Genomic DNA, 23,233 nt, shown 5'->3' on the forward strand with positions numbered 1-23,233 from the left:
ATAGCACCTCACACTAGGATGAAGTACTATGCTTATTCTTATGCTTTTACGATCTCTCTACCTTTGTAAGTTCCGCAAGACTTGCACACGCGGTGTGCCAGCTTCAGTTCTCCACATTGTTCACATTTCACCATGCCTGGAACTTCCAATTTAAAGTGAGTACGGCGCTTGTCGCGACGAGTTTTGGACGTTCTCCTTTGAGGTACTGCCATATTCAAAACACCTCCTTCATCGAATTTCGGGCGTTGCCTTATTCTTTGTTAAAAAAGTCCGCGAGACCTGCAAGCCTAGGATCGATTTTCTCCTGCTTACAGCCGCAATCCTTGAGATTGCGATTTTCTCCACACACAGGACAGAGACCTTTGCACGCTTCGTCACAAAGTGGTATGTACGGTAAACCAACCACTACATTTTCTACAACGTACGGCTCTAAATCGACTTTATCTCCAACGACCAAATGAATGTCCTCGTCAAGTTCCGGGTCTTCTTCCTCTGGCTTTTGCATGAAGACTTCCTCAAAAGGAAGTTCGATTGTTTGATTCGTGTGCGTTAAGCATCGTGAACAGCTTAACTCCAAGTCTAGCGTTAACGTTCCGTTAACTTTGGCTACTCCATCTTCATGCGATGCAAGAAGATCGACACGCACAGGACCATGGCGAAGGATATCTTGACGTCCTTCAAAAGGAGCCGTCAAATTCATCTCTTCCGTCATATGGACCGGGTGTCCTTTCAGAGAAAGCTCTCTAAAACGAATCTGCATGTTATATCACCCCAAACAAACAAAGATTATTATATCCAGTTTGATTGCCTTTTGTCAATTATAAATCTATTTACTTTCATCCCAAAGAGCTTATTTCGGAGGCAGCGCCGCTAGATATTTCAGGGCGTCATCCATCGTGCCGATCTCGACAATTTTCATCTTCGTCTTAATTTGATTCGCTCTTTGGACAGCATCGGAGTAATTCGTAATTTTGGTCCCGTCTTTGTACGTCACATCTTTGGGAGCAAAGAAGAAATCCGCCTTTTCCCGATCCGCGGCAATAATCTTATGTTGAATGCCTCCGATCGGACCCACGGTGCCATCTGTTTCAATGGTCCCTGTCCCTGCAATGCGATAGCCCTTAGTGATATCCTCTGGAACCAGTTGATTAAAAATCTCTAACGAGAACATCAAACCAGCCGAGGGCCCTCCGATCTCTCCAGCCTTAATCGACACCTGTTGATCTTCTTGATCTGCTTTGACTGATTGCATATCAGCCGGGACGACGCCAATACCCGCACGAGGTTCACCCGTTTCCCCTTGTTGCAGAGGAAGAGCTCCTAGCGCCAATGTTGCCTGCTGTTCCACCTTATTCCTAGCGTAGGTAACGGTGATGGATTCCCCGGCTTTCTTCCCTTTTAATGAATCAAGTAAATCTTGAGCCACTTTCACATCTTTCTCTCCAGCCTTCAGCAGCACATCACCAGGTTTGAGCACCTTCTCTCCCGACAAGCCTGGCAACGTCTGCAGCACCATAACACCCTCATGATTGATGTGAAAAGGAACCTTCGCATGTGTGTACGCTGCTTGAATGGCACTCGCTTGCGAGGTCAGCATGACATATTCTTGGCGCTGTGTGTACTCTTGCTCGGACTCCCCTTTGCGCAAAACACTCGTTTTGGGCTGAATTTCTTCATAAGGGTGAACAAGACCAATTAGATAATTAATCATATTGGCATCGGCTACACGCACTGTCGTGAGCATCAACGTTCCCTTTTCCAAATCAGAGCCTCTAGGTATTGTCACCATCGGTTTAATTTCTTCCGCCGTTCCCGGCATGAAAATAAAGAATGGTAACCGTACAAAAAACAACAAATAAATAATGACAACTCCGACAAGCGCCGAAACTAAATAACGCCTCGTCGACGATCTTCTCGGATATCCATAGGAATCATTAGACCACGTCTGAATTCGATTCTCTTCTTCGTTTTCCATGCAGGTTCCCCTTCCTGATGCCTACTACATGTAATGACTATCTTCCAATGGACAAGAATGAAAGCTTGGTCTAAACCTCTGTCTTTTTGCGTACAAATGAAGCATGTTAAAGGATGAGGTGAAACCATGCAGCCTTCAAAAGTAAGCTACACTCCCAAGCTGACGACGCTCGTACTGGGCTCTTTGACTGCCCTCGTAGTTGTGTCTATCATACTTTTCCCTGACAAAGCGTTTCAATCTTCGCTCGAGGGGCTTACGATTTGGTGGAAACTCGTCTTTCCTGCCCTGCTGCCTTTTCTCATTATGATCGAGCTGTTGATTGGTTTTGGCGTCATTCAAGGGACAGGCGTTCTGCTAGACCCACTCATGAGAGTGATATTCCGTTTGCCCGGAGTGGGCGGTTGGGCGTTAGCTTCAGGCCTCATTGTAGGATTTCCTAGCGGAGCCAAAATTACTGCCACCCTCAGCGAAAAAAAACTCATCTCGCGAGATGAGACCGAACGTCTAACCGCTTTATCCCACCTGTGCAGCCCTTTATTCTTAATCATGGTTGTGGGTATCGGCTTTCTGCACAGTCCGAAACTCGGTCTTATCCTTGCCATCGTTCATTATACGACTGCTATTGTCACCGGCTTCTTGATGCGACTGCCTAAAGCACCTAAAGTACCTCAAGAGCCTTCAGATGGTCAAATGATTCCCGCGCCTAAATCGGCAGGCTCTATCTGGAAGTTGGCTTTGTCAACGATGCGGCAAGCCTATCTGCACGATGGCCGAGCATTTGGCAAACTCCTTGGCGATGCAGTGATTTCCTCTGTTCAAACGTTAATGCTCATCGGCGGATATATGATGATTTTTTCCGTATTGATTAATGTCATTACCATTACCCGTCTTACAGAAGTCCTTGAGCCCTTGATTTCCTTCTTCTTGCGCTTTTTGAATGTCCACACCGATACATCAGCGCAATGGATTATGGGTCTGATGGAGATTCATCTCGGAGCCTATTCTTGGAGCCAAGCCCAAGGTGTCTCCTTACTTCCACAAATGGCGCTCATCAGCGCATTTCTCGGCTGGGGCGGCTTGTCCGCACATGCGCAAGTTGCTGGCTTTCACCAAAAAACAGAAGCCCGCTACCGCTTTTTCTTCCAGTCACGTATCTTGCACGCCGTGCTTGCCTTTGTTGGTACCATCATACTTTGGAAACCTGTACAGTTCCTTCTCATAGATACAGAACCAAGTTTTCTCTGGTTGGATCAAACATCAAACACGAACACACAATTCGCATCTCAGCTGAACGGCGGCTCGATATGGGCTTTATGGGGAGTTAACCTCTTTCAGTTCCTTCTTTTGATCATCACTATGCTTATCATTTCTTCTTTTATAAGCACTTTTCGAAAAAAAGCCCAATAGTTCGCTGCTGCTTTAAGCTTTTGGAAATTTATTTTGCAGCGCTATTTCTACTTCGGGAGGTACCAAATCTACAACCGGGCCATGAAAACGCGCAATTTCTTTGACAATACTGGAGCTCAGGTAGGAGTACTTGGGCTTCGAGGTCATAAAGAAAGTCTCCACATCCGAGTTGAGCTTGTGATTCGTTGAGGCCATTTGAAGCTCATATTCAAAATCAGAAACAGCTCGAAGACCGCGCACAATCAACCGCACATTGCGGTGCTTCATATAATTCACCATTAAGTCTCTGAACCCATCCACCTCTACATTCGGGAGATCCTTCGTCACTGTTCGGATTAGCTCCATTCTTTCTTCCAATGTGAAAAGAGGGTTTTTGGACGTGTTATTCAGTACTGCAACAATGAGCTTATCAAACACCTTCGCTGCTCTATGTATAATATCAAGGTGGCCGTATGTCACCGGATCAAAACTTCCCGGATATACAGCTACAGTAATGCCGTGTTCTTGTTTCATCATGCTGTCATCTCCTCTCAAAAGCCTATTCATCCCCTATAGATTGCTTGTAAATCGTAACAGCGGTATCTCCATAGTCCGCTCTTCTTTGTTGCTTGAATCCGCCTATGATGTCGTCCAGAACATCCTTCGCGTCATGCTCCACCACAATTGTGGTACTCGTCACAACGATAGCCTGTGTCTCCATTGCTTTGATCAGATCCACAATCACTTTCATTTTATATGGCGGGTCCAGAAAAACCAATTGGAACTGCTGCTCCCTTTTCGCTAACGCCTTCAGTGCCCGAGCGGCATCTGTCCGGTAAATCTCAGCTTGATCCTTGAGCCCAGCTACTTGCAGGTTATGCTGGATCGTATCGATGCTCTTCTTCTCAATATCAATGAAGACCGCTTTATCCATCCCGCGGCTCAGAGCCTCGATGCCTAACCCACCCGTGCCTGCGAACAAATCGAGAACCTGCCCGCCATCAAAATAAGGCCCGATCATACTGAAGATCGCTTCTTTCACTTTATCCGTTGTTGGTCGCGTGCTGATACCGGGTACCGCCTTTAGCGACCTGCCTTTGGCACTGCCTGAAATCACTCTCATCTTGCGCTTTTCCCCTTCTGACTGGTTCATTCTTTTGCTATCGTACCACAAGCCCTATTCTGACACAAAAATTTTGTGCCTGCCATGTATAAATTTCCTGTAAAACGGTCATCCTTGAACTATCGACATCAGAGAATGTCGTAGACAACCGCGGAGAAGACTTACGTTTCCCCATAAGCTCTTCGTCCGGTTTCTCCTCTCCCATGAGACGGCCCGTAAAAGGGCCGTCGTATTAATTTTATATAACAGTCTCCTAAAACCCTTATAAAATAAGGGTTTTTATTTATATAACAGAGTTATTATTGCTTGTAGTACAGTTATATATTTTTCTTGTTGGGGACGGTTTGGGGACGAAATTTAATTTTATAGAATAAATAACCTCATATAAGATCCGATAAAACCAAGTATAGAATTCACAAGTTAATTTTCTTAACCTTGGCCGATAAAGCTCTGATTTGGCATATTTAACGGCTCATCTTCCCATCCTCGAATAATTTCTATGCTATCACCTTAATCATAATACAACCAAACGATGAAATCGCTCGCCGGGCATTTATTTTTATCCTTCCAAGGAGTAGTCGTATCAATTTATGCTTTTTGTTTATAATAATCTCGAGGACAAGATACGACTACACGGACAACGGATCAGGTCAGTAAAAAAGACACAAATAACTACGCCGAAAGTGGAATTTGGAACCTAAGGAGGGAAGCAAATGCTTAACGATTTGGATAGCAATTACGACTGCGCGAATGCGGGCAATGATTTGCATAATCTGATCCAAGAGCTTGAACAGTTCGAGGGTCCTGAAGAGCAGCGCAACCGGCTCGAGAATCAGATCCATTTTATCCAAAATAAATGCTCCATCACGCACGAACACTTCCGTTACCGTTAAGAAGAAAGAAAAGTCCATACTCCTTTACCGGGAGCGGACTTTTTTTCATGTTTCCCACAAGTTGCCGACTCCACAATTCTCATCGCATACTGCGGAATGTTTGAACTTTTTTTCTTAAGAACCTTGCGCTTTCCTTTTTAATTGTCCCCATACATTCGCCTCCTAGCTACTTCCATGCTTAAGTATATGAAAATAAGCCCAAGGGAACTTTCCCTTGGGCCTTTGTTTTTTTCTTCATTAATAATGATACTGTTCTTAGCCCAAACTCTCATTATTTTACAAATCTATCATTCCATCCTCTGTCCATTCATTACTTAATTCTGCCTTAAGAACATCTCTGTAAGCAATCCATTCCCTATCCTCTACTCCGCTAACAGTCTCCACTTGGCGAGCCAGTTCTTACTCATCTTCCTCAAGCGTGTCCATCCAGATGGTTTCGAACTACTCGGTAGTGACTGCCTTTTTGTTACCTGCTGGGCCACCATGACCTCCTCGGTTACCGAGAGCATTTGTGCTCCCTTTCGGAGCTCCACCCTTTTTTCCGACCGCATTCTTGTTTCCTAAAGTGGCGCCAATTCGTTTAGTAACGTTACTTTTTAATGAATCATACCACAATCCTGGCTCTTCCATTTCCGAATCTGAGTTTCCCTTAGTCCGAGCTCTGCGGCAAGGTCTTTGAGCTTTAACTTCCCGTTATTCTCGAACCAAATTTGTTTGGCTTTGTCCCTGTCAGGGCTGCGCTCTCTTGGCATTACATATCCCCCACCTCCGCACTATAAAATAAAAAGCATCAAGAATTTACTCTTGATGCTAACGTTTAATGTTTTATTTCTTTAAATGTACTAACAATTTTTGTTAAATCTTTTTTGGAAGCAACCAATTGTTTATCTGATGACCAAAAAATAATTTGATAGAATTTATTATTAGTTTCAACAAAAGTAATCAGATATGCAGCATTAAGACTTTTATTAATAAGTCCATTTAATACTAGTTGCTTAGCTGGAAATCCATTAATAGTTAAATCAATTTCCTGAGATTGTCTGATGTTTGTAATTCCTTCATAGCTGTTCATTTGGTCAATAATTAATTTTTGATAATCCTCAAGTTTTGTTGTATCTGAATATAGGCTTTTCGGTTCGGATAATACTCCCATAAAGACCGAGACTTCAGCTTTATTATTTACAGCTCCAAAATCTATTTCTGGGTTTATTTTATTAATACCCTTATCGTTTCGAGTCCATGTTCCAGGAAAGGTTAACTCAAAAGATTTATCAGCGGAAATTTCCACATGACTCTCAGATTCTTGGTTCCCTACTGCTCCTAAGGTTGCAATTCTTGTTACATCATCCCATTTAACACTCAATCCAGTGGCCTCAGCAACACTTCTTAATGGTAAATAAGTGTTACCCTCGTAGTTAATTGGGATAAGAACTTTTCCATCTGAATCTTTTGCAGTGAATGGAAGCCCATTTACAACTAGGCGAATACTTGAATCCAAATATGCAGTGATTTCTTTTAAGCTCGTGCTAGCTGAGACACCTGAAACATTCCCTAGTGTAAAAATAGTTAAAGCTCCTAAAACCATTGCTTTTTTGCTTTTAAAGAAGGTATGCATTTCATTTCTCCTTTTATGGTTATAATTCCCTATTGTAATTCTGCATATGGTCCTAGTTACCTTCTTTATAGATCATCTTTCTGCAACTCCAGATCAATCTCAATCAGCTTCTTCAGATTCTCAACTGACTTGATTTCGATTCGACCATCCTGGAAGTCCTTCACTCAGTGAGCAATGCCGGCTTGGATGATTTTACGGTACTTTGACTTGGATTCCAGGATACCCTCGATCAATGCAAGTTCATGCTGAGTAGCAACTCTTCATTTTCTTTGTTCTTATTTTCATCTTTCAATTGCGAACACTCACAACATTCGTTAGAATAGTTATAGGATCATGCGTTCGTATATCCGTGGCCACGGCAAACATGATCTCACCAGGAGTGTTCTGGTGCCTAGAAGGACGTTAGCGCGTCCTTCTTTTTATTTAGAAAGAATTCAACATGAAAAACCGCCTCTTGGAAGGCGGCAAATTAAACATAACTATTTAGTTTTAATAAAAACCGTCTTTGAATTTTCTTCCCAACTAACCTTGGCTCCAAAAGATTCAACTATAAACCTAGCGGGGACTAATGTCCTTCCCTCTATAATTAAGGGTTCTGAGTCTAGTATCGTGCTAACTCCATTTATGTATGCAACATTGCTACCTACTGTTAGTTTTATGATAGTTTGCCCTTTCGTGGCTGTTGCAGTTAGTGTATCCTTATCCCACTGAATATCAGCCCCAAGTTCCTCAAAGATTTTTCGCAAAGGCACCATTGTATGACCTTTGACAATAGTAGGTGGTTGATCAAACTCTAATTCTTTATTATCCAAGTTCACCATTATTTGATCTTCTTGTAATACTTCAGAATCATAACTCTTTATCCATACTGGTACAGTCCTATACCATTTCGTTCCATCTCCAACATAACCATTTCCCCAAGACCAGAGTGTATGGTCTGCTTTTATAGCCATCGATTTAAATTCAGTTCCAGAGGCTGCAATTTTTTTTATTCTTGTTAAACCCTTCACTTGAACAGGTACAATACTATCTTCATAAGAGCCTATTCCTAGCTGCCCACCTGTGTTTGTTCCACTAGCCCAGACTGTTCCATCACTTTTCAAGAGAAGTGGCCCTCCTGCACTTGCTTGTACAGAGACGACATCCTCAATTCCTTCAAGTAATTGTGGTTTTGAATGATCAGCAGTATCTTTCCCACCAACTACTGCCCCACTCTCCCCATTTGAGCCCCAAAACCAAACCTTCCCATCTTTCTTAAGGCCATACGAATATTGTCCTCCAGCTGCAATTTCTATAATGTCACTAAGTCCGTCGACTTGAACAACATTTCCATGTGATGGTATCCATACGGTACCATCTTTCTTTAATGCAACCATATTTCCCCAACCTAGAGAGACAGAAGCTATATCTGAGAACTTTTTAAGCTGGGTCGGGACAATGTAATTGGCAACACTTCCATCAGCTTTACGATAATAGATACCTCCCCAGGCCCAAAGGGTACCATCATTTTTAACTGCATAACTTGTGTTCCAATCTGCTGCGATAGCAACCACATTAGATAGGCCTTTTGCCTGGACTGGTATATCTTTATCCGCACTTTTTATTGTTTCATAGGTTTTTAGATCAAAAACAGATTGGGTTCCATCGCCTAGTTGACCATCACCATTGCCACCCCAACCCCACACAGTACCATCTTTCTTCAAAGCTAAAGAAAATCCATGACCTGAGGCGACTGCAGTGACATCCGAGATCCCTTTAACTTGTTTGGGAACCTTAATAATAGCTGGATTATCTGCATCTTCTAAGTTAGATGTTGGCCTTGAATCACTGTTTCCACTCCATGCCCAAACTGTACCATCTTGTTTGACTGCTAGGTTAAAAGCGCCAATTCCTGCCCAGCCAACTTTAACATCATTTTCTGATGATTGAGAATCAGCGCTAACCAAACTACCTCCAGAAAAAGTGAAAACAAGTACCGAGACAAATAAAGGTTTTATAATCTTTGTTTTTAATCGCATGAATAAATTTACCCCCGGTTATGAAAATATTAAATTTCAGTACTAGTTTAAAAATGGAGAAAGTCCCTCTCCATCCCACTAAATACTACCATATAATAAAATCTTTAGGTGTAATTTTGTAGTTCCTTATTATTTAAGCAACTGCAGACCGAACTAAAAGAACTGGTTCAATCCCCGCCTACTCATAAAACCGCTTCTTAATTACATCGCAGAAGACTGGGTCCAACTCCAATGTCCTGCACGTCCTGTCCATCTGTTCACAAGTCATAAGTGTAGATTCGCTGCAGCACACCGTGTTTCCGGATACTTTCAACTAAAGCTCTATAGATATGATCGTCCATTTCGTTTGGGTTCCAGCCATTTGCATTTATATGTTCAATTTGTATAGTTTCGATTCTCAAATTAAATCCCCCTTATGTTATGTCGGATTTTAGTTATAGAGATAAGCACCACTTAGGACGCTTCTAAGTTCATATTGTTAATCCCTTCATTTCTCGGTAGCACTTCTACAACAAAAAGAGCCGCATTTCAGCGACTCTTTAAATATAATTAGATTTATACCTAACTTAAATCTAGAGTTAGCCAATCAAAATTATGAATTTTATTTCTAAAGTCCGCAAATTCCTCTTCTGATTCAAACAATATTTTTAATGGAGGATCACTATACAATCCAATAAAAGGAGGATTAGCCGTAATATCTCTTACTCCGACACATTTACTCACTACGTTTGAGTTCTTTCTAACATAGTTATCATAACATTCTTGGAATACAATCTCTTCTTCTTTATTACCAATTAAATACTTAATTTTGTCTTTGTCTATAAAAGTGATGTTACTCAACTGAATTTTCACCATCAACAGATCCTCCTTCAAAATTTTGAGGGTTCACCATAAATAATTATTCCAATTATTCCTTCAAACACAACTATCTATATCTTTCAAATGTTGATATGACTTTATCAAAAGCATCTTTGTTCTCATCGCTGTATTTACTTTTTGCAACAAATACCTGAACTGTGAAATATTCCTTTGAATTATTACTTTCTAAGTAAACTACCTTACTTCGAGAATCCGGTTCTTCAAAATCAATATAAGTCCCTTTTAAAACTCCAATATTCATGTCCTTCATTTCAATGATTTTTGAATAACTCTTAATTTCTTTAGTTTTCATTGCAATAACATCTTTAAAATTTTTATCATCAATTGGTGTAGTCTCAAATAGAACTCCCATATACCAGTTGCTATAAATTTTCTTAAGCTCTGTAATATAAGATGGACTCCACAGCCCATCGACACTAATTTTAACTCCACTTGTGGCTGTTAAATTAGCAAGTACAATTGAATTCTTTTCTAACGTTGCTGTCCTTTCTACCTCGTCCCACTTTACTTTCATACCTGTAGCTTCTGCTACAGATCGAAGTGGTAGGTATGTGCTTCCATTATAGTTTATTGCCTCTAATTTGTTACCTTCTGAATCCTTTAATGCAAAATCTGTTCCATACAAATTTATTTTAAAACTATGATCTAGATATGCAGAAATCGACTCCAATACTGAATCTGCCCTAACACCAATTGAGCCACCAAGAATAAACGCTAATGTAATTGAAAATATAATAGTAATTTTTTTTAGGTTCAAAATCATCTTTCCTTTGCTTTTTATTAATATTTAACTTATTGAAAACTGCCAAAATATCTAACATCTATCGTATCACATAACGGGATCTAGTAAGATTAAAATTACACTAAGAACATATCCCTCAAAAAATAAGATATCGCACAGATCTTACTATATTAAAATTTCCACATTGTTACATTTTAGTGCTAATGATACAATGAGAAATATTATTCTAGGAGGAACAGTATTGTCTTATTTTGCACCCAAGTCAAACAAAGAAGAAATTATAGAGTATTCATATGATCGACCAGTTGGTATTACTTTACTAGCTATTTGGATCGCCATTGCAGCTGTTATAGTTCTAGTTGCACAGGTTGCATTTTTTAGCAGGCTGGATGATGTATCTTCATTAATTGGAGTATCGAGCTACTTCTTTCAAGCAGCAGTCACATTTTTAGGAGTTCTTAGTCTTGCAACCGCAGTTGGAATGTTCCTTGGTAAGAAGTGGGGTTGGTGGCTCGCGTTATTTTATTTCGCTTACGAAATCACAAGAAATATGAATGCAATGCTTTCTATACCATCACTTGTTGAACAATACGGTGATGTTAGTTCACAAAATGTAACAAGTTATTATCTGAAAAATGGTGTACGCTCTGCCTTTGATGGCTTTCTACTATTTTATCTATGCCGTGAATCAGTTGTTTCGTATTTCCGAACTACAGAAACAAAAAAGTGGAAAGCACTTCTTATCGTATTCGTGATATGCATAGCCATAATCTTAATCTCTGCTTTATTACAATAACGTTTATGTTGAGAAACAGCCTATCCCGAATGGAATAGGCTGCTTTATTTTGTTTCCTGAGTTTTTGCAAACGGAGCAAGTCTACCGTTAATAAATAAAATGGTTACACTTTCTCCTGTTATTTTCCCCTCAAGATATACTTCAACTCTACATCCTTGCATCATCTTACAATCCTCATCGGATTTTCCTAAATATTTATAAGTTTGCTTAGTATCAACTTCCTTCATGTAATTCAATGCTTTGTGCTCATAACTATTATGTTGATGTAAAAAATAGAAATAAAAAATTGCCAATATAATTACTAAAAAAACAATTAATATTTTCATATTAATTCTTAATATACCTCTTATAAACAATCTGTACCTCCCTGAAATTGTTCTATTCTTGTAATAAAATTTTTCTATTCTACTATCTACAAATAGAGTCACTATCAAACCAACACCAAAAAACGTATAAGCCAAAAAGTTTGAAAAGTTAAACTCCTTTATAATAAATATCGTTGGTCCCAGTATTACTACCTGCACTAAGGAACTAATTATTAAATATTTCACAGAGATATTTTGAGAGAAAATCTTAGATAGATAATTTCTAGTAAAAATAGCTAAATGGTCACCGTTTGTTTATAACCTTGAGATAAATTATTGCATCTCATTCCCTCACACCTCCGCAGTGCGTTAATCTAGATCACTGGAACATACGTTCGATATCGGGGATCTTTTTAATTTTCATCTAACTAACCCCATATTAAGTACTACAAATTATTAGTACTTATTTCCAATTGCTACAAGTGATAAGATTTAAACTAAAGGGCGGTGCATTATGAAACACAGAATCAACATTTTACTAAGCATTCTTTTATTCGTTTTTGGTGTTCTTTTTTGGAATTATGCAATTCACAGGCCTGCAGAAGGGTTCAGTAATTTGGGTTATGGTATTTTGGGATTAGCCATCACTGTACTCGGGTGTATCTGTACAGTATCCTCTGTTATATACCTAGCAGTTAAAAGATCTCTATTTGAATATAAAACCTATAATCATCCGTTTATCCTCAAAAGATTGTTCAGCTTTTTCTCTTATTGTTTATTAAGCATTCTGTTATTTGGCTTATTAGGTATAATTGCTCTATTTATCTTAGAAGTTTTAGCTTAGTACACTTAACGCTAGCCCAAGGTTGTTACTCGCAGAGGATTTTACTTATTCGTTTACCGAATCTCTATAGATCTCAGCATCCGAAACACTCAGCTAAGCATGAAGTGGAACTAAGTAACATTGTTGGATTTTATGTCGACTATCAGCTACTTAAGAACTTTTTGAAATTGAAGCTTTAATGTTATTGACTGGAAAGTAATTAATTTGAACATTTATTTTATCAACCATATCTTGCAAGGAAATTTCACCATTTGTATAGGATCTTGCATCACTTGTATCAAATAGTATTACCGACTCTGCTTTTCGTGGGTTATTCATAAAAGTAACTTTTACCGATTCTGCATCAGTAGTGCTCGTAACCCGTAAAAGCTTATCTAAGACTTTTGAATTATCTCCCGTTAAAAAGTCTATATCGCTCTTCAACATGAGATAAGGATTATTGTATGTAAAAAAACGTTTCTCGCCGCTAGTTACTATTTTTTCATCAAAAAGCTGTTTTACTATTGAATCAGTTGTGCTGATATCAACACTATATGTATTCGCATCCCATGTAACGGTTGCCCCAAGGTTTCTCAGGACCGTGATAGGCACTACTGTACTATTATCAAAGATAAATGCTGGTACTGCTTCTGAACTAATTGTTATGTCTTTCCCATTTGACTTAATTTTAACAATCGGATTTCCTTTGTATTCTCCATTAGTACTTGATGCACTTGCTGCCCCAGCAAAAAGCATCATCATTGCCCCAATTAGAATAACTTTTTTATTAATTCTAATTACAATCTCGCCTGAATTTAATGCCATCTTCTCTCATCCTCTTCTCATTTATATAATATTTACATTCCATAAATATCAAACATTCTCCTTTTTTCTAACAAATTAGTTTAGGTACTTTGTCGATGCTCTTTTAAGCACAGAATTTCGCCGTACGTCAGCATCTTAGCTACAAAGGTGGCTTGACCCCTCTCTTTGTTGGACATTCACCAACCAGATAATGCGTGCCTCTGGGCACGCCTCAACAAAAAAAGAGAGTCAAATCGACTCTCTCAATTAATCACTACTACTACCGCCTCCGCTATCACTGCCCCCTCCACTGTCGCTTCCTCCTCCGCTGGAGGAATCATTGTGATGATGGTGATGGTGATTATGGTGGTGGTCATGATGAGTATGGCTATGGGTGTTATGATGATTGTGGTGATTGTGATGATGACGATTAATATCATGATCAGAAGAATTATTATTAAAGAAATTAGAGTTATGATTGTGATGATGGGTAGAGCTACCTCTTCTATTCCTATTACTAAACATGCCAATTAAACAACAAATAACGAATATAACGATCATAATAACAATAAAATTCATCGAATCAGCCCCTTCAATTACTTGTTACAAATATTTCTATTCTTCACAAATAATTAAAAGTCCTCTAAAATTGATCCTTCTATTGTCACCCCAAATTTCTTGATCGGTTTTTTGTGCCAATCCTCCTGATCTTAACGAACAAATTAACTTCTATGTTTATGTCTGCGTACTGTCGCTGCCACGCTTCTTTTGTCTTGACCTGCTTGTTCCAATAACCAGGCTGTGTAGCACGCACATACTCACCGAAACCGAAAATGTCGCTACCATCTATCTGGGTTTGCTGAATGAATTTTTCAAAACCTTGTTTGGCATCTTTTTCGATTTTGACCTCCAATTTTCTAAGAATTTCATCGGTAATGCTGAATTTCTCGTCTGATTCTTCCTCTAAATCTCCTTCCATCTGACAATTTATTTTGACGTGTACGTTGCCATTTTGGATGGTTGTGGTTATTCTCGATGTCCGATGTGTCGCTTTGAATATAACCCTTGTGCCACCGGGTAATTCATGCATAACACTAAACCCACCAGGGTTAATCTCTTTAATCGACATATAATGGCCGATCTGCAGGGCTGTCGATGTGCCCACCATTTTATCGTCACGAAAATAAGCCAATCCAGAGATTTCAATGTTTGATGCTTTCTTTAACTCCAAGTAGGGAATTGATCCTTCCTGCCCTTTCGCTGATGATTGACTAAAAAATACGCCTAAAATATTGTTAGGCAGTTTGCCCATTTCTCTGGCATTGTCTAAAGTGGCGAGCAAGTATAATGCAGGCACCCTTTCCAATTGCGGCATGGCATGCATGATCTCTGATGCCTCTCCTTTTGAGACAACCATCCAAACAGTTCTTCGAACTTGCGGCTGACGTCGAAAGAAATCGTTCTCATTCTGAATACCTTTTTTGGCGATAGCCTCCGATAACACGATGACCCTTAAATGACCATAGAACAACTGATCTGCGAGCTGCTGCTGTAAATTCATTATACAATCCTCAATGGTATATCCAACACTGGATAGTACCCAAATAGGTTTTTCTTTGGAAGGGCTGCTTGCACCGAGCGGAATCCTTCCGGGAACGGCAATCTGGACCATAATCCGAAGTAATCCCTTATTCGTCCTAGGATTCAGTTTGAGAATATGCGTTGCATTGCTGGTTTCCTTCTCATCCCCAGGCTTTGCTTCATCGATTCCAATCGCTAAAACGACAGCACGATCTTCAATCTCCAGGCGATCCCAGCATCCCGAAAGCAACGGAACAATCAACAGAAATACAAGAATCTGTTTACTCAGATTTTGCAACAAGTTGATCACCCCGACTTTTTCGAATCATCTCACTTTCCCAAACATTCCCTTCAAAGTATTTTTATCCAAATTTATGTTTCTATGCATTTTATCAAGAACTGAAAATTAGGCAGCCTCTTCGCGTTATAATAGAACCGACTCTCCCTCAGTCCATTCATAAAAATCCACTTAAAGGGCAAACTAACGACAATTCCCAGTATGTGAGGTGTGTGGTCTGTTATGAATCAAATCATTCAAAATATGGATTTTAGTAAAGGGTGGTGGTACTCAGCCATTCTTGGTGTTTTCCTGTTATTGTTCATCGTTTTTATGCCCAAAAGATTAAACATGTCAGAGATCTATCTCACTTTCGGTGTAATCGCCGGACTTGTTTGGGTTATCGATACTATATTTTCCGTTTGGATAGATTTGTTTGACGTTGGCAGCCCTAATAAACGCGGTATCCCTGAGTTCTTCATGTACACGATTATTCCTCCAAGTTTTGCTGTTATTTATCTAAACGTTTATCAAGAATACAAAAAACTTCTCTACACCGTACTTTTTACAGCTATATCAGAGCTCGCCGAGTGGCTAGCTGTCGCTGTTGGGATAATGACATTAAAGCATTGGAACCCCTTGTACTCGATACCAGTTTATTTGGTTGTATACTATTTCTATTTACCTTTTCATTTGCGTGTTATGAAACGAACTTCGAAATCTGAGCATTAATCGTTGATGGAAGCTGTTCAGCAGATGAAAAAAGCCCATGGGAATGTACCCTCGGGCTTATTGTTTCAATATATATGACTTACGTTATCGCGCACTGGCTTTTTCAGCATGATTATTCCCTTATAGAATCCCACTAACGATCGGCAAAATAACTTCCACCGTAGTCCCTTTCCCAACTTCACTTTCGATTCGCATAGTCCCCTTATGATTTTGGATGATCCTCATTGAAACCATTAATCCTAACCCTGTTCCTGTTTCTTTGGTAGTAAAAAAAGGATTTCCAATCTTGGATATTTCATCTTGTGGGATGCCATGTCCTGTGTCATGAATTCGAATATAAATTTCATCGTTTTTTTGCTTGGCTTCTATTGTCACTTGTCCGCCTTTAGGCATGGATTCAATAGCATTCTTTAAAACATTGATAAATACTTGATTGATGCTGCGTTGACACTGGATTAATGGTAAATTGGCATCCAACTCTTTATTGATTTGAACGTTGTAAAGGTTGGCTTGTCCTTCAAATAATCGTGTAACGTGATTTAACTCATGTGCTACGTCTCTTAATTCCGATGCCTCAGTTGAAGGTTTTGCTAACACTAGAAGCTCACTTACAATTTCATTGATTCGATCAATTTCTGATATCATAACTTCATTGCGTAATTTCTTTATGCCTTCAATATCCTCTTTCACATACAATTGCATAAATCCTCGCAAACTAGTCAAAGGATTTCTAATTTCATGAGCGATTCCAGCTGCAAGCTCACCTACTAAGGAAAGTTTCTCGGATCTGCGGATTAATTCTTCAGAATGTATCCGTTCTGTTATATCCCGCCCCATACTGATAACATGTTGAATCTCTCCTGCAGCATTTCTTATTCTTTTGGAATGTGCTTCTTGCCAGATATAATGACCACTCTTATGCCGAACACGATAAACAAATATTCTGCTATCCGAATTTTCATAATAACCGTACTTTAACCAGTTAGACTTCAAATCTTCTTGATGCCAATAATCATAGGCAAATGTTCCGATAAGTTCATCTGGCTCATATCCGAGTTGGTTACGTATAGCTGGCGAGACATATGAGATCATTCCGTCTGGCGTTAAACGCAAAATAACATCCTGTGAATGTTCGGAAATAAGATTGTGCAGTTCTTCAATCCTTTTGAACTCTTCTTCCTTCTTTTTTTGTTCTGTTATATCTACAACTTGGGAGATGAGTATGCTATTAGCATTGACTCCCTGTTGGTTTTTGACGATAGTAACATGTAGAAGCCCCCACACAATGGCCCCCGATTTATGAATGTACCTTTTTTCTAATTGGTAACCGTCTCTTTCACCTTGTACCACTTGACGCCACAATTCCTGATCAGCTTCTAAATCTTCAGGATGGGTAACAGATGGAACACCCCGATTTATTAATTCACTTTCGCTATATCCTAACATTTTGCAAAAAGATGGATTAACCTTGAAAAGGCTTCCATCACAAGACAAAAAAGCCACTCCAATTGGAGATTTTTCAAATGCATGTAAAAGAAGACTATGATCATTGAAGTGTTTTAGCATCCGATCCTCCGTGTAAAGCAGTACATATTTAACCTAACAAAGGCATTATAACAGCATTTTTCAATCCGTTGTATAGATGTTTTTTACAAAAGTACATCCCTAAGACGCTTTGAGCAATATCAGACGAAAATAATTTTTAATTTTACATGCATAAGAATTCCTTCCACTCCAAATGATATGAGTACACCAAGAAAAGGAGTGATTTTTTCCATGGCAAACAATAGCACATTAGTTGTTCCTCAAGCAAAAGCAGCTTTAAATCAAATGAAATTTGAAGTAGCTCAACAATTGGGAATACCTTTACAACCAGATGGTTACAATGGAAATCTCGCGACTCGCGATGCAGGCTCTATTGGTGGTAGCATTACGAAAAGATTAGTGCAAATGGCTGAGCAGCAGCTCCAAGGTTTTCAACGTTAAGTTTTGATGTAAAAGTAAGCTTGCAAAAAAAGACTTCTAGCCACCTAGCCTCCTCCAGGTGTAATGAAGTCTTTTTATTTTGATACCAACTAACAGTGAATTGGAGATGATGCAGAATGACACAAAAGAGTGAGCACGAATCTACAGACGCAACAAATGACCTTAGTGAGAATACTGCAATAGATGGCTTTCATACAACAGATGAAGGTAAAAGTATGAATGACCGCATTAAAGCAGAAACAACGCCTGAGACGTGCCGTGCAAGTTTAGATGGAAATTGAGTTGGTAAATTTTTGCCTCAAGGAATTAGGCCCTCTTCCAATGCACACAATAGGAGTGCTTCAAAATTACTCTAAAGGTGGCTACTCTCATGTCGACAAATAACCAGCAACAAGAAAATCACTTGAAAGATCAAAAAGATAACAAACCCAATCATGGCAGCAGAAAAAAGAAGAAATAGTTACAAGGATATTAATAGCCCGGGGACTTCCTTGGGCTTTTTGAGATTCAATAAATCCTTTAACGACTCAAACTCTAGCGTTTCGAACAATCCCCGACATCATTGCTGCATTCGGGTAGTCCACATCCCTGTAAAGTTCGATAACTCTCTCCGTGTCAATATCAACACGCTGTATAGATGTTTTTATTTTACCTTCTTCAATTTCAATCAGACCATAAGAAGCTTTAGTGATACCATCAAACGGAAGCCCAACGCTTCCAACATTCATAAGTACTTTACCATTCAAGTGTCTTATGTAAGCTTTATGGATGTGCGCGTATACATAGATCTGCGCATCTTGTGAACTCATCAAGCGGTTCTGCAACCCAGCATCGTCCTCGTTCGGAAGTACGATTTCAAATAAACTATCCGGTGTTGCATGGAAGGCGTTTATTCGAATTCCACTTACCTCACAATTAATTTCTGTTGGGAGTGTTTCTAAATATGCCAGATCAGACGGTTCAAGTTTGGAATAGGTCCAATCACGTTCGATATTCATCAGGTCGATCACTTTTTGCGGAACTTCCCCTTCGCGAACACCGCGGACTACCCATTCGTCTGCATTGCCTTTAATCACTTCAGTATTCAAAGAACGAATTAAATCCAGAGATCGTTTGGGTTCCGGTCCACGGTAACAAAGATCGCCTAGCACATAAATTTTATCTGATTTATTTTGCTTAATATCATTTAAAACCGCTTCAAGAGCAATTGCGTTTCCATGTATATCTGAAATAAAAGCTATTTTCATCCGAACTTGCCCCCCATAACAATAATGGATAAATTTTACCATTACTATACTTTGCGTGTCCACGAGGTTTAGCCCTTTTTGATCAGCAAAAAACCACCTCGCGGTGGTTTTAAACCAGCTTATATTTAACGATTACGCCGCAGCAACACTACACCGCTAATGCTTGACGTATTTTTCTGATACACCACTTTAAAACCGATATCTGCATCCAACAAGCAGGCAAACGCGTTATTCAATAGTCTACCGGGAGCTAACGAAAACGTACATGGCGAAGCGTTGCCGATCACACGAGAGGCGGTGATTCTGCGTGCAGAACCTGGACGAAGCGGGTTTCTTACCCAAGTTATCAAAACAAAGTCAGTGTTTCGAACTGCTTTTACTCGAGCCATTTGTCTTCACCTCTTTATGGTTAGTTACTCTACATTAAATGCGGAGTTCAGAGGATTGGATCTAAGCGCTTACCTAAAAGAGGTAAACAAAAAATAGCCTCATGAGAAGATTCTCATGAAGCAAAAGTTGACTAGCATCTCGAAAACTCATATGCTATAATAGTCCAACAAGAACATATATTCTCCTTTTTTCGCATTTATCTTACAGTCAGAAAAGAAGGTATCCGATCCAATGCAAGATCCAACAATTTTCGAACATCTACGAGACAAGTATGCCGACGAGGACAGAGCGAAGCTTGTTATGCTTCAGTTAAAAACGTTATTAGAACAAAAGAAAAAGAAAAAATGGTACCAGAAGCTGAGATTGCCGACGAAAACACAACCATCAAGCTGGAACGAGTAGTACCCCATAAAAAAGAGACTTTCCTCCAAGTAGCCTGACTACTTAGGAAAGCCTCTCTCCGTTTGTTATTTACCCCTTTTTTTCGAATAGTACAGTACACCAAGGTAATGAGCCCCTGTAAATAACGTCAGAATCCCAAAAAATAGCAAGAATCCGCCCTGCCGATCACGGAAGAACAACTGCAGAACAAACAACGCCAGTGAGATCTCACTCCAGAGAAGCGTTCTTTTTTTGAGTTGGGTCAAGTCCGCGGTGGATTTGCTAATTTTGCGAAGATTCATGAATGTAAGACCTGCAAGTACAATGATTCCAACAACAATCACGAGAATGTAACCCGAGCTGCCCAACATGTGACTCCCCCTATTTACGATGTTCAACTTTATCTTCTTTTAATAGTAAGATATTATATCTAAGATACATGGAATGATGCTAGATGTCTATTTGAAAAAGAAGAGAAGGAGTCTTATATGTCTGCAATTATGTTTAAAACAATAGAAGCGTTGGATATTCCCGCTTTAATGGACATTTACAACCATTTCGTCATGAATTCCACCGCCTCTTTTCATACGGAACCTGTTACAATCTCCGAATTTACAGAAAGTGTTATTCATCCGAACTCGCGTTTTCAAACTTTTGTGATCACATTGGATGGAGAACTCCAAGGCTATGTGCAGGTAATGCCTCACAAGAAAAAGCAAGCTTATGCCACTACAGGAGAAGTGACCATCTATTTACAGCCTGGGTGCGTAGGCAAAGGAATCGGTTCCGCCGCCATCCAATTTATTGAGACGTTCGCGAAAGAACAAGATTTTCATTCCCTAATCTCTACGATCTGTGCAGATAACACGCCTAGTATTCATATGTTTTCGAAAAATGGTTACACGCAGTGCGCTCACTTCCGCGAGGTTGGCTTCAAATGGGGCAAGTTCCTTGATATCGTAACCTATCAGAAAATCATTTGACATTCTAAGGCGTTAACAGCTGCCAATTCAAGCCTCCATCTTTCGTTTTCCACAAATTGCGGGCATCCCAGAGCCAGCCGCTGCTTGTTGTAACAAAACTCACTTGTAAATTCAGATCAAGCGGCTGGAACGCGGCGGGAAACGTGTGTTGACTCCATGTTTTGCCGCCGTCGCCGGTCCGAAGCAGCTGTCGCTCTTGCCCTTGAGCACGATTCTGCTGATTCGTCTGGAGCAGCACGAAACCATGTGCTGCATCTACAAAGGACAGTGCCTTCGGTGCGAGGGACGTAGATATTTTGCCTGCTTCTTCCCATGATTCCCCGTCTGTCATACGGTATAACGTTACAGCTGCCTTGTTTTTTTCACTTGGACTCGGGAATGAACTCGAGCCAACAAACCAACCCTCTGAAGATGAAAGGAATGTAACCACGCCTTCGCTTGGCATAGGAATACGATTTGAGGCTAACCAAGTAATTCCCCCATCTTGCGTCCGAAGCAATACCAAGTCCTTGCCGTTGCGAACGGCAATCAATCCATTTTGTCGATCAAAGAACCGAAAGAACATGATTTCCTTCTCTGCCTCAAGCACAGGCAAGTCCTGTGCAATGACTTCCCATGTTTGACCTCCGTCCGCGGTTAAGCTAAGCTCCGATTCTTGGTCTTTCGATTCATTTCTCAGCAACCAACCCGTTTGAGAATCAAGAAAAGAAAGCATGCTTGGCGCCGCCAAAGCGTCTATTCCTCTCAGAGGCTTCCAAGTGGTCCCACCATCGCCAGTTTGCATGAGAGAAGCTTTTCCTTTTCCAGACGTAATCCCATAACCTTGCAGCTCATTCACGAATGTAATGGCTTTGGTAGGGACATTCGGCTTATGAACATTTTCATCATGTACTTGTATATTTTCTCCTGGAATGACAGATACTCCGCTAATTTGCTTATCTGGTTTGGTCGATTGGGTAGCTGTCGACAGAGTCGAGGTTTGTTCATGAAAACAGCCTGCGCACAGCACAAAAACAATCAATATCATTAATTTTTTGTTGTTCATCAGAGCTATCATGTCCTTCTCCTCGCTCCTTTCACGTTTTCCGGTTCAAGTATATGTAATGACGCTCTATGACTGGAAATAGTTCATGTCCATGGCTTCCAATAGATGTTATTCCTTTATTTCACAGGATAGGCTGTCCCTTCATTACAAAAGCTAGAGCATATCATAATGCTCGGAGGGATTGCCATGACCACCAAGTGGGTGTGCTCCGCTGCCATCGTTTGCCTGCTAGCTGCTGGGTGCGGTGTGCCTAAAAGCAAGCCATATCAGGATCAGCGCTCAACGCAAAATGCACATGTCAATGAGCAAGAAGCAACAATAAAGTCAAGTCTCGATGACACCGTTTTTGATTTTGAACCTTTGCCGAGCCCAAGGAACATAGAAGCATTAACGCCGACGACAACACCTCAGGCTACCGTATCACCTAAATCTGCACCAACGGCTGTTACACCTAGCCCGTCGCCTAGAACAAACCCGAAGAAAGCCGCACATACGGAAGGATCCAGCTCCAAGAAGCCATCCGTTCCCGTCCAAAAAAATTCAGGCCAAGTTCGAATTTCACAAAAAAAACTTACGCTCTCGCAGCTTGTAGTCAAATATCCGGACACCTTCAAGCTGCGCGGATCCAGTCAGGAGAAGAAGGTGGCGCTAACCTTCGATGATGGACCTGATACGCGGTTTACCCCCAAGGTGCTTGATGCTCTTAAGGCTAACCAGGTAAAGGCAACCTTTTTCGTGCTCGGCTCACAGGCTAGTAGCCACCCTGATATCGTTAGACGAATTGTTCGTGAGGGCCATGTCATTGGCAATCACTCATACAGCCACGCGAATCTACCGAAATTATCGGTGGACAAATTCCAAAACCAGATTATGAACACGGAAAATGTCCTGCAAGGCTTAATCGGCTATGCGCCTAGGCTTATCCGCCCACCCTATGGAGCCATTAATGAGGAGCAGGTCAGATGGGTCGCTGACCACCATTATTTGATCGTAAATTGGAATGTCGATTCCCTTGACTGGAAATCGCTGAACTCGGAGCAGGTGCTGAACAATATTATGCAGCAAACGAAGCCTGGCTCTATCATTTTGCAGCATTCCGGTGGAGCTGAAACCCAAGATTTGTCGGGAACTGTTCAGGCCATCGGACCATTAATCACGAAACTTAAAGCAGCCGGCTATACCTTTGTCACTGTACCTGAGCTGCTTCACGTGACCAAAAACAAATAAACCCAAAGATAACGACTTCGTCGTC

The 23,233-nt window shown here is 40.4% G+C and carries 28 protein-coding genes and 1 pseudogene; 10 read left to right on the forward strand and 19 right to left on the reverse strand.

Features of this window, described 5'->3' with window-relative positions:
* Positions 1 to 38: 38 nt before the first annotated feature.
* The 3 genes from rpmF to GON05_RS20200 form a co-directional block, all read right to left on the reverse strand.
* Complete coding sequence (gene rpmF, locus GON05_RS20190; RefSeq protein ID WP_029195321.1) at positions 39 to 212, reverse strand: 50S ribosomal protein L32; 174 nt, start codon at positions 210 to 212, stop codon at positions 39 to 41.
* 38 nt (positions 213 to 250) lie between these two features.
* Complete coding sequence (locus tag GON05_RS20195) at positions 251 to 760, reverse strand: YceD family protein (RefSeq protein WP_157321296.1); 510 nt, start codon at positions 758 to 760, stop codon at positions 251 to 253.
* 90 nt (positions 761 to 850) lie between these two features.
* A complete protein-coding gene (locus GON05_RS20200; RefSeq protein ID WP_157321298.1) occupies positions 851 to 1,975 on the reverse strand; it encodes a SepM family pheromone-processing serine protease in 1,125 nt (374 codons plus the stop codon).
* A 126-nt stretch (positions 1,976 to 2,101) separates the two neighbouring features.
* On the opposite strand from GON05_RS20200, the gene GON05_RS20205 reads away from it, so the two are divergent.
* Positions 2,102 to 3,382: a nucleoside recognition domain-containing protein gene (locus tag GON05_RS20205; RefSeq protein ID WP_157321300.1), complete on the forward strand. Its 1,281-nt coding sequence runs from the start codon at positions 2,102 to 2,104 to the stop codon at positions 3,380 to 3,382.
* A 12-nt stretch (positions 3,383 to 3,394) separates the two neighbouring features.
* Here the strand turns inward: GON05_RS20205 and coaD are convergent, their stop codons facing one another.
* Positions 3,395 to 3,898, reverse strand: coding sequence for a pantetheine-phosphate adenylyltransferase (gene coaD / locus GON05_RS20210; RefSeq protein WP_157321302.1), 504 nt, complete (start codon positions 3,896 to 3,898; stop codon positions 3,395 to 3,397).
* Between the two features lie 22 nt (positions 3,899 to 3,920).
* Complete coding sequence (gene rsmD / locus GON05_RS20215; protein WP_157321303.1) at positions 3,921 to 4,484, reverse strand: 16S rRNA (guanine(966)-N(2))-methyltransferase RsmD; 564 nt, start codon at positions 4,482 to 4,484, stop codon at positions 3,921 to 3,923.
* Positions 4,485 to 5,197: 713 nt separating this feature from the next.
* Between rsmD and GON05_RS20220 the strand changes: the two genes are divergently transcribed.
* Positions 5,198 to 5,377: a DUF2524 domain-containing protein gene (locus GON05_RS20220; RefSeq protein WP_157321305.1), complete on the forward strand. Its 180-nt coding sequence runs from the start codon at positions 5,198 to 5,200 to the stop codon at positions 5,375 to 5,377.
* Between the two features lie 596 nt (positions 5,378 to 5,973).
* On the opposite strand, the gene GON05_RS39385 is transcribed toward GON05_RS20220, so the two are convergent.
* The 6 genes and pseudogenes from GON05_RS39385 to GON05_RS20245 form a co-directional block, all read right to left on the reverse strand.
* Complete coding sequence (locus GON05_RS39385; protein WP_246239270.1) at positions 5,974 to 6,129, reverse strand: phage terminase small subunit-related protein; 156 nt, start codon at positions 6,127 to 6,129, stop codon at positions 5,974 to 5,976.
* A gap of 65 nt (positions 6,130 to 6,194) precedes the next feature.
* On the reverse strand, positions 6,195 to 6,992 hold the full coding sequence (locus GON05_RS20230; RefSeq protein WP_157321308.1) for a stalk domain-containing protein: 798 nt from the start codon (positions 6,990 to 6,992) through the stop codon (positions 6,195 to 6,197).
* A 65-nt stretch (positions 6,993 to 7,057) separates the two neighbouring features.
* A pseudogene (locus tag GON05_RS39390) lies at positions 7,058 to 7,248 on the reverse strand (hypothetical protein).
* A 223-nt stretch (positions 7,249 to 7,471) separates the two neighbouring features.
* The gene (locus tag GON05_RS20235) at positions 7,472 to 9,010 is read right to left on the reverse strand and encodes a stalk domain-containing protein (protein ID WP_157321310.1); all 1,539 of its coding nucleotides are present in this window, start codon (positions 9,008 to 9,010) and stop codon (positions 7,472 to 7,474) included.
* 561 nt (positions 9,011 to 9,571) lie between these two features.
* The gene (locus GON05_RS20240; RefSeq protein ID WP_157321312.1) at positions 9,572 to 9,865 is read right to left on the reverse strand and encodes a hypothetical protein; all 294 of its coding nucleotides are present in this window, start codon (positions 9,863 to 9,865) and stop codon (positions 9,572 to 9,574) included.
* Positions 9,866 to 9,935: 70 nt separating this feature from the next.
* Positions 9,936 to 10,646, reverse strand: coding sequence for a stalk domain-containing protein (locus GON05_RS20245; RefSeq protein WP_157321315.1), 711 nt, complete (start codon positions 10,644 to 10,646; stop codon positions 9,936 to 9,938).
* A gap of 226 nt (positions 10,647 to 10,872) precedes the next feature.
* On the opposite strand from GON05_RS20245, the gene GON05_RS20250 reads away from it, so the two are divergent.
* A complete protein-coding gene (locus GON05_RS20250; protein ID WP_157321317.1) occupies positions 10,873 to 11,427 on the forward strand; it encodes a hypothetical protein in 555 nt (184 codons plus the stop codon).
* 44 nt (positions 11,428 to 11,471) lie between these two features.
* Here GON05_RS20250 and GON05_RS20255 read toward each other — a convergent pair whose 3' ends face one another.
* Both GON05_RS20255 and GON05_RS20260 read right to left on the reverse strand, forming a co-directional pair.
* Entirely contained in the window at positions 11,472 to 11,783 is a 312-nt protein-coding gene (locus tag GON05_RS20255) for a hypothetical protein (RefSeq protein WP_181646155.1), read from the reverse strand.
* A gap of 943 nt (positions 11,784 to 12,726) precedes the next feature.
* Positions 12,727 to 13,380 carry a stalk domain-containing protein gene (locus tag GON05_RS20260; protein WP_157321322.1) on the reverse strand — a complete coding sequence of 218 codons (654 nt, stop codon included), beginning with the start codon at positions 13,378 to 13,380 and terminating at the stop codon, positions 12,727 to 12,729.
* Positions 13,381 to 13,701: 321 nt separating this feature from the next.
* Here GON05_RS20260 and GON05_RS20265 point away from each other — a divergent pair, with 321 nt between their 5' ends.
* Positions 13,702 to 13,893, forward strand: coding sequence for a hypothetical protein (locus GON05_RS20265; RefSeq protein ID WP_157321324.1), 192 nt, complete (start codon positions 13,702 to 13,704; stop codon positions 13,891 to 13,893).
* Between the two features lie 130 nt (positions 13,894 to 14,023).
* Here GON05_RS20265 and GON05_RS20270 read toward each other — a convergent pair whose 3' ends face one another.
* Positions 14,024 to 15,241 carry a Ger(x)C family spore germination protein gene (locus GON05_RS20270; RefSeq protein WP_157321327.1) on the reverse strand — a complete coding sequence of 406 codons (1,218 nt, stop codon included), beginning with the start codon at positions 15,239 to 15,241 and terminating at the stop codon, positions 14,024 to 14,026.
* A gap of 219 nt (positions 15,242 to 15,460) precedes the next feature.
* Between GON05_RS20270 and GON05_RS20275 the strand changes: the two genes are divergently transcribed.
* Positions 15,461 to 15,949, forward strand: coding sequence for a hypothetical protein (locus GON05_RS20275; RefSeq protein ID WP_157321329.1), 489 nt, complete (start codon positions 15,461 to 15,463; stop codon positions 15,947 to 15,949).
* 120 nt (positions 15,950 to 16,069) lie between these two features.
* On the opposite strand, the gene GON05_RS20280 is transcribed toward GON05_RS20275, so the two are convergent.
* Entirely contained in the window at positions 16,070 to 17,515 is a 1,446-nt protein-coding gene (locus GON05_RS20280) for a PAS domain S-box protein (protein ID WP_157321331.1), read from the reverse strand.
* Positions 17,516 to 17,725: 210 nt separating this feature from the next.
* Here GON05_RS20280 and GON05_RS20285 point away from each other — a divergent pair, with 210 nt between their 5' ends.
* On the forward strand, positions 17,726 to 17,935 hold the full coding sequence (locus GON05_RS20285) for an alpha/beta-type small acid-soluble spore protein (protein ID WP_127452259.1): 210 nt from the start codon (positions 17,726 to 17,728) through the stop codon (positions 17,933 to 17,935).
* Between the two features lie 116 nt (positions 17,936 to 18,051).
* Positions 18,052 to 18,216: a hypothetical protein gene (locus tag GON05_RS20290; RefSeq protein WP_157321333.1), complete on the forward strand. Its 165-nt coding sequence runs from the start codon at positions 18,052 to 18,054 to the stop codon at positions 18,214 to 18,216.
* A 246-nt stretch (positions 18,217 to 18,462) separates the two neighbouring features.
* On the opposite strand, the gene GON05_RS20295 is transcribed toward GON05_RS20290, so the two are convergent.
* A complete protein-coding gene (locus tag GON05_RS20295) occupies positions 18,463 to 19,182 on the reverse strand; it encodes a metallophosphoesterase family protein (protein WP_157321335.1) in 720 nt (239 codons plus the stop codon).
* Positions 19,183 to 19,307: 125 nt separating this feature from the next.
* Positions 19,308 to 19,571, reverse strand: a complete 264-nt coding sequence (locus GON05_RS20300; protein WP_157321337.1) for a hypothetical protein — start codon at positions 19,569 to 19,571, stop codon at positions 19,308 to 19,310.
* 232 nt (positions 19,572 to 19,803) lie between these two features.
* Here GON05_RS20300 and GON05_RS20305 point away from each other — a divergent pair, with 232 nt between their 5' ends.
* Entirely contained in the window at positions 19,804 to 19,974 is a 171-nt protein-coding gene (locus GON05_RS20305; RefSeq protein ID WP_157321339.1) for a hypothetical protein, read from the forward strand.
* A gap of 65 nt (positions 19,975 to 20,039) precedes the next feature.
* Here the strand turns inward: GON05_RS20305 and GON05_RS20310 are convergent, their stop codons facing one another.
* The gene (locus tag GON05_RS20310) at positions 20,040 to 20,324 is read right to left on the reverse strand and encodes a hypothetical protein (RefSeq protein ID WP_157321341.1); all 285 of its coding nucleotides are present in this window, start codon (positions 20,322 to 20,324) and stop codon (positions 20,040 to 20,042) included.
* 117 nt (positions 20,325 to 20,441) lie between these two features.
* On the opposite strand from GON05_RS20310, the gene GON05_RS20315 reads away from it, so the two are divergent.
* Positions 20,442 to 20,936 (forward strand): GNAT family N-acetyltransferase, encoded by a 495-nt coding sequence (locus GON05_RS20315; RefSeq protein WP_157321342.1) that lies wholly within the window; start codon positions 20,442 to 20,444, stop codon positions 20,934 to 20,936.
* A 4-nt stretch (positions 20,937 to 20,940) separates the two neighbouring features.
* Here GON05_RS20315 and GON05_RS20320 read toward each other — a convergent pair whose 3' ends face one another.
* Entirely contained in the window at positions 20,941 to 21,993 is a 1,053-nt protein-coding gene (locus tag GON05_RS20320) for a WD40/YVTN/BNR-like repeat-containing protein (protein WP_181646156.1), read from the reverse strand.
* Between the two features lie 174 nt (positions 21,994 to 22,167).
* On the opposite strand from GON05_RS20320, the gene GON05_RS20325 reads away from it, so the two are divergent.
* Positions 22,168 to 23,208, forward strand: coding sequence for a polysaccharide deacetylase family protein (locus GON05_RS20325; protein ID WP_157321344.1), 1,041 nt, complete (start codon positions 22,168 to 22,170; stop codon positions 23,206 to 23,208).
* Positions 23,209 to 23,233 lie beyond the last annotated feature (25 nt).

This window comes from Paenibacillus anseongensis (genome assembly GCF_009757995.1).
Classification (GTDB): domain Bacteria; phylum Bacillota; class Bacilli; order Paenibacillales; family NBRC-103111; genus Paenibacillus_E; species Paenibacillus_E chondroitinus.

Coding starts and splice junctions, on each gene's coding strand:
- rpmF (WP_029195321.1), bottom strand. CDS start 212: ATGGCAGTACCTCAAAGGAGAACGTCCAAAACTCGTCGCGACAAGCGC.
- GON05_RS20195 (WP_157321296.1), bottom strand. CDS start 760: ATGCAGATTCGTTTTAGAGAGCTTTCTCTGAAAGGACACCCGGTCCAT.
- GON05_RS20200 (WP_157321298.1), bottom strand. CDS start 1,975: ATGGAAAACGAAGAAGAGAATCGAATTCAGACGTGGTCTAATGATTCC.
- GON05_RS20205 (WP_157321300.1), top strand. CDS start 2,102: ATGCAGCCTTCAAAAGTAAGCTACACTCCCAAGCTGACGACGCTCGTA.
- coaD (WP_157321302.1), bottom strand. CDS start 3,898: ATGATGAAACAAGAACACGGCATTACTGTAGCTGTATATCCGGGAAGT.
- rsmD (WP_157321303.1), bottom strand. CDS start 4,484: ATGAGAGTGATTTCAGGCAGTGCCAAAGGCAGGTCGCTAAAGGCGGTA.
- GON05_RS20220 (WP_157321305.1), top strand. CDS start 5,198: ATGCTTAACGATTTGGATAGCAATTACGACTGCGCGAATGCGGGCAAT.
- GON05_RS39385 (WP_246239270.1), bottom strand. CDS start 6,129: ATGCCAAGAGAGCGCAGCCCTGACAGGGACAAAGCCAAACAAATTTGG.
- GON05_RS20230 (WP_157321308.1), bottom strand. CDS start 6,992: ATGCATACCTTCTTTAAAAGCAAAAAAGCAATGGTTTTAGGAGCTTTA.
- GON05_RS20235 (WP_157321310.1), bottom strand. CDS start 9,010: ATGCGATTAAAAACAAAGATTATAAAACCTTTATTTGTCTCGGTACTT.
- GON05_RS20240 (WP_157321312.1), bottom strand. CDS start 9,865: ATGGTGAAAATTCAGTTGAGTAACATCACTTTTATAGACAAAGACAAA.
- GON05_RS20260 (WP_157321322.1), bottom strand. CDS start 13,380: ATGGCATTAAATTCAGGCGAGATTGTAATTAGAATTAATAAAAAAGTT.
- GON05_RS20275 (WP_157321329.1), top strand. CDS start 15,461: ATGAATCAAATCATTCAAAATATGGATTTTAGTAAAGGGTGGTGGTAC.
- GON05_RS20280 (WP_157321331.1), bottom strand. CDS start 17,515: ATGCTAAAACACTTCAATGATCATAGTCTTCTTTTACATGCATTTGAA.
- GON05_RS20285 (WP_127452259.1), top strand. CDS start 17,726: ATGGCAAACAATAGCACATTAGTTGTTCCTCAAGCAAAAGCAGCTTTA.
- GON05_RS20290 (WP_157321333.1), top strand. CDS start 18,052: ATGACACAAAAGAGTGAGCACGAATCTACAGACGCAACAAATGACCTT.
- GON05_RS20295 (WP_157321335.1), bottom strand. CDS start 19,182: ATGAAAATAGCTTTTATTTCAGATATACATGGAAACGCAATTGCTCTT.
- GON05_RS20300 (WP_157321337.1), bottom strand. CDS start 19,571: ATGGCTCGAGTAAAAGCAGTTCGAAACACTGACTTTGTTTTGATAACT.
- GON05_RS20305 (WP_157321339.1), top strand. CDS start 19,804: ATGCAAGATCCAACAATTTTCGAACATCTACGAGACAAGTATGCCGAC.
- GON05_RS20310 (WP_157321341.1), bottom strand. CDS start 20,324: ATGTTGGGCAGCTCGGGTTACATTCTCGTGATTGTTGTTGGAATCATT.
- GON05_RS20315 (WP_157321342.1), top strand. CDS start 20,442: ATGTCTGCAATTATGTTTAAAACAATAGAAGCGTTGGATATTCCCGCT.
- GON05_RS20320 (WP_181646156.1), bottom strand. CDS start 21,993: ATGATAGCTCTGATGAACAACAAAAAATTAATGATATTGATTGTTTTT.
- GON05_RS20325 (WP_157321344.1), top strand. CDS start 22,168: ATGACCACCAAGTGGGTGTGCTCCGCTGCCATCGTTTGCCTGCTAGCT.